The following is a 517-nucleotide window of genomic DNA, read 5'->3' as shown; positions in this document are numbered from 1 at the left end:
TTTAAATTCGAATACATAGATAAATTTCTCCGTCTTCACCACAGCATCAGCCCTGCCGTTTGCGCTGCGTACCTCTGCATCGATGAACTGCCCCAACAGTCTGAACACAAGATAGAACACTGCCTGATAATGCCTTTCTGTACTTTCATGCAGTTCGTATGGAATTGACGAGAAAAATACTTTCATTCTCTGCAGGAACGCGTCGGTATCCCCTTCTTCCAGTTCACTCACAAAATGTCGTATGTGGAATGTATTTTCCTCACCAGACAATGATGTGTAATACGGAATGAGTGAATTCAGGAATCCGTATTTTACCTCGTCATTAGGAAATCCTAATCTATATATTCTGAAGCGTTCGTCATAACCTTTGATTGTGAGATATCCGCTTTGGTATATCACCGGGATAGGGTCAGAGTTTCCCGCACGGTAGCTTGTGAATTGGCTTTCGTCTATCTCTATGCTTTCCAGACGCCGGAGGTCGTAGTCGCTCTTTTTCAGAAGCTCAATCAGGAATGTA

General features: G+C 43.3%; 1 protein-coding gene. It reads right to left on the bottom strand.

All coding sequences use genetic code 11. From position 1 onward, the window contains the following. Window positions 1–517, bottom strand: a 517-nt coding sequence (locus I6E24_RS16645) for a PD-(D/E)XK nuclease domain-containing protein (protein ID WP_235329832.1), incomplete at both ends; no start/stop codon positions are given.

Origin of the sequence: Bacteroides caecigallinarum (genome assembly GCF_021530995.1) — a bacterium.
GTDB lineage: Bacteria > Bacteroidota > Bacteroidia > Bacteroidales > Bacteroidaceae > Phocaeicola > Phocaeicola faecigallinarum.
This window is presented reverse-complemented; position numbering and strand designations above follow the sequence as displayed.